7 protein-coding genes are annotated in these 5,108 nt (G+C 64.6%); 3 read left to right on the forward strand and 4 right to left on the reverse strand.

Going from position 1 to position 5,108, the window contains the following annotated elements; all coding sequences use genetic code 11:
* From AADA04_RS14810 to ruvX, 4 genes are all read right to left on the reverse strand, one after another.
* Window positions 1–1,118 (reverse strand): amidohydrolase family protein (locus tag AADA04_RS14810; protein WP_340694053.1); only part of this gene is annotated, 1,118 nt, incomplete at its 3' end.
* Complete coding sequence (locus AADA04_RS14815) at window positions 1,115–2,062, reverse strand: aspartate carbamoyltransferase catalytic subunit (RefSeq protein ID WP_340694054.1); 948 nt, start codon at window positions 2,060–2,062, stop codon at window positions 1,115–1,117. The genes AADA04_RS14810 and AADA04_RS14815, both read right to left, overlap by 4 nt.
* A gap of 54 nt (window positions 2,063–2,116) precedes the next feature.
* Window positions 2,117–3,031: an AEC family transporter gene (locus tag AADA04_RS14820; RefSeq protein ID WP_340694055.1), complete on the reverse strand. Its 915-nt coding sequence runs from the start codon at window positions 3,029–3,031 to the stop codon at window positions 2,117–2,119.
* On the reverse strand, window positions 3,028–3,486 hold the full coding sequence (gene ruvX, locus AADA04_RS14825) for a Holliday junction resolvase RuvX (RefSeq protein WP_340694056.1): 459 nt from the start codon (window positions 3,484–3,486) through the stop codon (window positions 3,028–3,030). Before ruvX ends, AADA04_RS14820 begins: the two co-directional genes overlap by 4 nt.
* 186 nt (window positions 3,487–3,672) lie before the next feature.
* Between ruvX and gatC the strand changes: the two genes are divergently transcribed.
* The 3 genes from gatC (at window position 3,673) to AADA04_RS14840 (ending at window position 5,070) form a co-directional block, all read left to right on the forward strand.
* Window positions 3,673–3,960 carry an Asp-tRNA(Asn)/Glu-tRNA(Gln) amidotransferase subunit GatC gene (gene gatC / locus AADA04_RS14830; protein ID WP_340694057.1) on the forward strand — a complete coding sequence of 96 codons (288 nt, stop codon included), beginning with the start codon at window positions 3,673–3,675 and terminating at the stop codon, window positions 3,958–3,960.
* 111 nt (window positions 3,961–4,071) lie between these two features.
* Complete coding sequence (locus AADA04_RS14835; protein ID WP_340694058.1) at window positions 4,072–4,200, forward strand: hypothetical protein; 129 nt, start codon at window positions 4,072–4,074, stop codon at window positions 4,198–4,200.
* A 90-nt stretch (window positions 4,201–4,290) separates the two neighbouring features.
* The gene (locus AADA04_RS14840; RefSeq protein ID WP_340694059.1) at window positions 4,291–5,070 is read left to right on the forward strand and encodes an enoyl-CoA hydratase-related protein; all 780 of its coding nucleotides are present in this window, start codon (window positions 4,291–4,293) and stop codon (window positions 5,068–5,070) included.
* The last annotated feature ends 38 nt before the right edge of the window (window positions 5,071–5,108 follow it).

Consider the following 5,108-nt stretch of genomic DNA (forward strand, 5'->3'; position numbering starts at 1 on the left):
TTCTTGAGCCGGCCCTGCGGCAGGCCGAGCAGGTCGGCCGGGCGGCAGGTGACCGGAGCGAGCGCGTCGAGCAGTGGCAGGTCGGCGTCGTTGACGAGGCTCATCAGGGCCGCGAGCGTGGTTTCCAGGCCGGCGGCGCCGAAGGCAGCTTCGCCGAAGGGCAGGCGCTTTTCTTCCGGTGGCTGGGGATCGTGGGCCGAAACGACGGCGTCGATTTCTCCGCGCTTCAGGGCAGCGATCAGGCCCTGGCGGGTGTCTTCGTCGCGGAAGGGCGGGTTGACCTTGCAATAGGTGAGATAGTCGCCGACGTCGCGCTCGTTGAAAAACAGGGTATGGGCGGCGACCGTGGCATGGACCTTTGCGCCGCGTGCCCGCGCCTCGGCGACGATTTCCAGCGTGCGGGCGGTCGAGACCTGGTCGAGCAGGAGCCGGCAGCCGGTCGTTTCCGCGAGCATCACATCGCGGGCGGCGCCGATCCATTCGGCTTCGACGGGAATGCCGGATAGGCCAAAGCGCGCGGCAAACGCGCCGCTATTCATGACGCCGGAGCCGGACAGGGCCCCGTCGTCCGGACGGGACATGACAAGAGCGCCGCGGCTGGCCGCATAGACCATCGCGCGTTTCATGATCGAGGCATTGGCGACAGGCATGTCGCCATTGGTGAAGGCGATGGCGCCAGCATCTGCCATGAGGCCGATCTCGGCCATGAACTCGCCGCCGAGGCCGACGGTGAGCGCGCCGGATGGATAGATGCGAGCCTTGGCGGTTTCGCGGGCGCGTTCCCGGATGAAACGGACCAGCGCAACATCATCCACTGTGGGACGCGTGTCAGGCATGACAACAAAACTGGTGACACCGCCTGCAAGCGCGGCGCGCGAGGCCGTGGCGAGCGTTTCCTTCTGCTCGTCGCCGGGCTCGCCTGTCTTGACGCGCAGGTCGATCAGGCCGGGTGCGAGGCAGAGACCGCCTGCATCGAGCGTTTCCTTCGCATCGGCATGCGGCCCGGACTGGCCCTTGGTCAAGTCCTTGATCTTGCCCTTGTCGATGAAGATGGCGCCCGGCGCGTCGAGGCCGGTGGCCGGGTCAAGCAGGCGGGCATTGAAGATAGACAGGCTCATCGGTGTGTCCCCGCGAGAAGGTCGAGGACGGCTTCGCGCACGGCGACCCCCATTTCCACCTGTTCGGTGATGACGGATTGTGGGCCATCGGCGATGGCGCTTTCGATCTCGATCCCGCGGTTCATCGGGCCGGGGTGCATGACCGTGGCATCCGGCAGGGCGAGCGCGAGTCGGTCAGCCGTGAGGCCGAAATAGCGGAAATATTCGCGGCGGCTGGGCAGGAAAGCGCCGTCCATGCGTTCCAGTTGAAGGCGCAACATCATGACCACGTCGGCGCCCTTGATGGCGGCGTCGAAATCGGTTGTGGCGCTGGCGGCGCCCCAGGTATCGGTGCCCGGCGGCAGCAGGGTGCGCGGGCCGCAGAGGTGGACCTCGGCGCCGAGCAGGTGGAGCGCCATCGTGGTGGAGCGGGCAACGCGGCTGTGGGCGATGTCGCCACAAATGACGACCTTGAGACCCTCGATGCGGCCTTTGTGGCGGCGAATGGTGAGCGTGTCGAGCAGTGCCTGTGTGGGGTGTTCGTGGGTGCCGTCGCCGGCATTGATGACGGCGCAGTCGACCTTGCGGGAGAGGAGCTTGGCGCCGCCCGAGGCCGAGTGGCGGATGACCAGCACGTCCGGCTTCATGGCGTTCAGCGTCATCGCGGTGTCGATCAGGGTCTCACCCTTTTTGACGCTGGATTGGGCGACCGGCATGTTAATCACGTCAGCGCCGAGGCGCTTGGCTGCGATCTCGAAACTGCTCATCGTGCGAGTGGAATTCTCGAAGAAGAGGTTCACCACGGTGCGCCCGGTGAGGACCGGGTCGGCACGCTTTCCCGCACGCGTGGCGTCCGCATAGCGGTCGGCCAGGTCCAGAATGTGCGTGATATCCAGAGGGTGAAGGCCTTCGATTCCCAGCAAATGCTCGTGATCGAAGCTGTAAGTGTATCCCGCCATTGCCATGGAGGCCCTTTCGATTTGTGGCGGTTTAGGCGCGATTCCGGCCGTTCGCAAGTGTCAGCCGCTGACGAGCAGGTAGACCAGTGGCAGCGTGAGCATGGCCAGAACGGTCTGGACGGCGATCAGGTTGGCCGCGAGCGGGGCGTCGCCGCCCAGTTCGCGGGCCAGGATGTAGGAGCTGGTGGCCGTCGGCGTGGCAGCGCAGATCGCGGCGATGGTCAGGGCCATGCCGGACAGGCCAAAGGCCAGGCCGAAGCTGATGGCGAGGGCCGGCAGGCCGAGCAGGCGGACCAGCGACCAGGTGAGGGTGCGCGGGCCGGCGCGCTTCAGGGCGGACAGATCGACGCCCGCACCCGCCGACAAGAGGCCGAGGGCGAGCGCCGCATCGCCGAGAATGCGCAGCATGTCGTCAGCCAGCCGGGGCAGTTCGATATTCGCGGCGGCGAGCGCGATGCCGATGATGCAGGCGAGGACGATGGGGTTGCGTGACAGCGCGAGGAGGGGCTTGGGCGCCGGGCCGTGCGGTGAGTCGGCATGCGAAATCAGGGCATAGACCGAGATGACGTTGGCAGTGGGGATCATCACGGCCGCAGCGATGGTGACGAGCGCGAGGCCTTCCTGTCCGAACAGGAGGCTGCCGATGGACAGGCCGATCATCGTGTTCCAGCGCACATTCGACTGGATGATCGTGCCGACAGCAGGGCGGCTCATATTGGGCAGGAAGCGGGCGGCAAGGCCAATACCGGCCAGCACGAGCTGGGCGAGGATCAGCGCTGCTGCGAGTCGCCATGGCGCGGTCTCGAAGGGCGTATTGGCGAGTGTCCTGATGATCAGGGCCGGAAACAGGACGACATAGGACAGGCGTTCGATGGCGCGCCAGCTTTCGGCGGGGATCCAGTTGCGGGACGACAGGACGTGGCCGAGCGTGACGATCGCGATGACCGGCAGCAATGCGTAGAGAAACCCGGTCAACCGAGGCGCTCCAGACGGTCGAGGGCGGACTTGAGGATGATCGCGGCGGCGGTGGCGTCGATCATTTCGGCGCGGCGCTTGGCGGAGATGGAGGCCTCCTGCATCACGCTCTCGGCCTCCTCGCTGGAGAGGCGTTCGTCCTGGAAGACAATCGGCACGTCGCGCTTGAGCAGGATATTGTAGGCGAGGGCGCGGGACGACTGGGCGCGCCGGCCTTCGGATTCGTCCATGTTGAGTGGCAGGCCGATGATCAGTGCGACGGCCTTGCGCTCGTCATATATCTCGAACAGGCGAGTCAGGGATGGCGCCAGCGTCTTGCCGCGACGGATGGTTTCGACGGGCGTGGCGAGCATGCGGATTCCGTCCGTGGCGGCGATCCCCAGGGTCTTGGAACCTGGGTCGATGCCGAGAAGGACGCCGGTGCGCGGCAGGGAGGCGAGATCTGTTACGGGCAAAATAGTCCTGTCGGTGAAGGGGCAAGCTCATCCTGAGCGAAGTCGAAGGATGGGCGGTGGCATAGCGCACACGTCCTGCGGCCCGCGCCCGTCCTTCGACTTCGCTCAGGATGAGCGCTATAGCGGCTTGAAACGCCCTTGCCTATGACGTATTCGGGCCATCAACGCCCCAGAGGAGCCCGTGCCATGAGTGTTACCAAGGATGATGTCCGCAAGGTTGCCCGCCTGTCGCGGATTGCCGTGCCGGAAGAGCGCCTCGAAGAGATGGCCGGCGAACTGAATGGCATCCTCGGCTGGATCGACCAGCTGAATGAAGTGGATATCGAGGGCGTCGAGCCGATGACGTCGGTGGTGGCGACCAAGCTGCCAATGCGCGACGATGTCGTCACTGACGGCAACATCCAGGACCAGATCCTGGCCAATGCGCCCAGCAGCGCTGACGGCTTCTTCGTCGTGCCGAAATCGGTCGAGTAGGGGGCAACCCTCTTTCGGAAAACTTAGTGTCAGAGCGGCCTTATTTAGGGCGCCATGTCCCCCCACCTGTGAGGGAGGATCCGCTTCGGGTCCCTGCACAGGAATACGATCATGGCCAAGGGTCAGAAGAAGACGAACAAGGAAGTCCGCAAGCCGAAGGCGGAAAAAGTGAAAACGAACGCGTCCAATCCGTCGGTGAAGACCGGTGCGATCAAGGGCCTCGAGCACCTCAAGCGCTAAATATTCCGGCGGCGCCTGACGCGGCGTCGATGATTGCCTGCGGCGCCTGACCGGCATCATAGTCTTCCGAAACACAACCGGGAGGCTGCCATGTCCGTGCTGACAATCGAGACAAAAGACCATGTTGCCCTGATGACGCTTCGGCGTCCGCAGGTGATGAATGCCCTCAATTACGAACTCTACATGGCACTCGAAGACGCCGTGCGTGAGAGCGATGCGCGGGTGATCGTGATTACCGGCGAGGGGCGCGGCTTCTGCACCGGCGACGACGTGAAGGAAATCCTGAGCCAGAAGGCGAAGGGGCCAGCCGAGATGAAAGCGCGCGGACGCCGGACGGGCGGCCTGACGCCAGCCGCGGACGCACTGCTCTATACGAACATTCCGGTGATTGCCGCAGTTAACGGCTTCGCGCTTGGCTGGGGCATGGAACTGGCGCTGATGGCGGATATCAGGGTGGCATCCGAGACGGCGAAGTTCGGTGAACTGTTCGTGCAGCGCGGCCTTTGCTGTGATGCGCCGGGGCTGGGCCGTCTGGCGCAGGTCGTAGGCCGGGAGCGGGCGGCGGAATTATTGTTCACGGGCGAGATCATCGATGCGCAGATGGCGAAAGAGATCGGCCTTGTCTCGCGGGTCGTGGCACCGGACGATCTGTTGCCGACGGCGCTGGAAATAGCAGGCAAGATTGCCGCCAACCCGCCACGTGCGGTCCAGTCGATCAAGGCAGGCCTGCGCCGTACGCTGGACCCGGATTGGCGCGATGTCGGCAGCTGGGCGATCAAAGAAATCCGGACCCTGATGGAAACGGACGATGCCGCCGAGAGTGCTGCGGCCTTCCTGGAAAAGCGAAAACCAATGTTTACAGGACGCTAAATGCGAAATCGGTGAAATTTCACCGATCAGCTTCAGCA

Source organism: Hyphomonas sp., assembly GCF_037969335.1.
GTDB lineage: Bacteria > Pseudomonadota > Alphaproteobacteria > Caulobacterales > Hyphomonadaceae > Hyphomonas.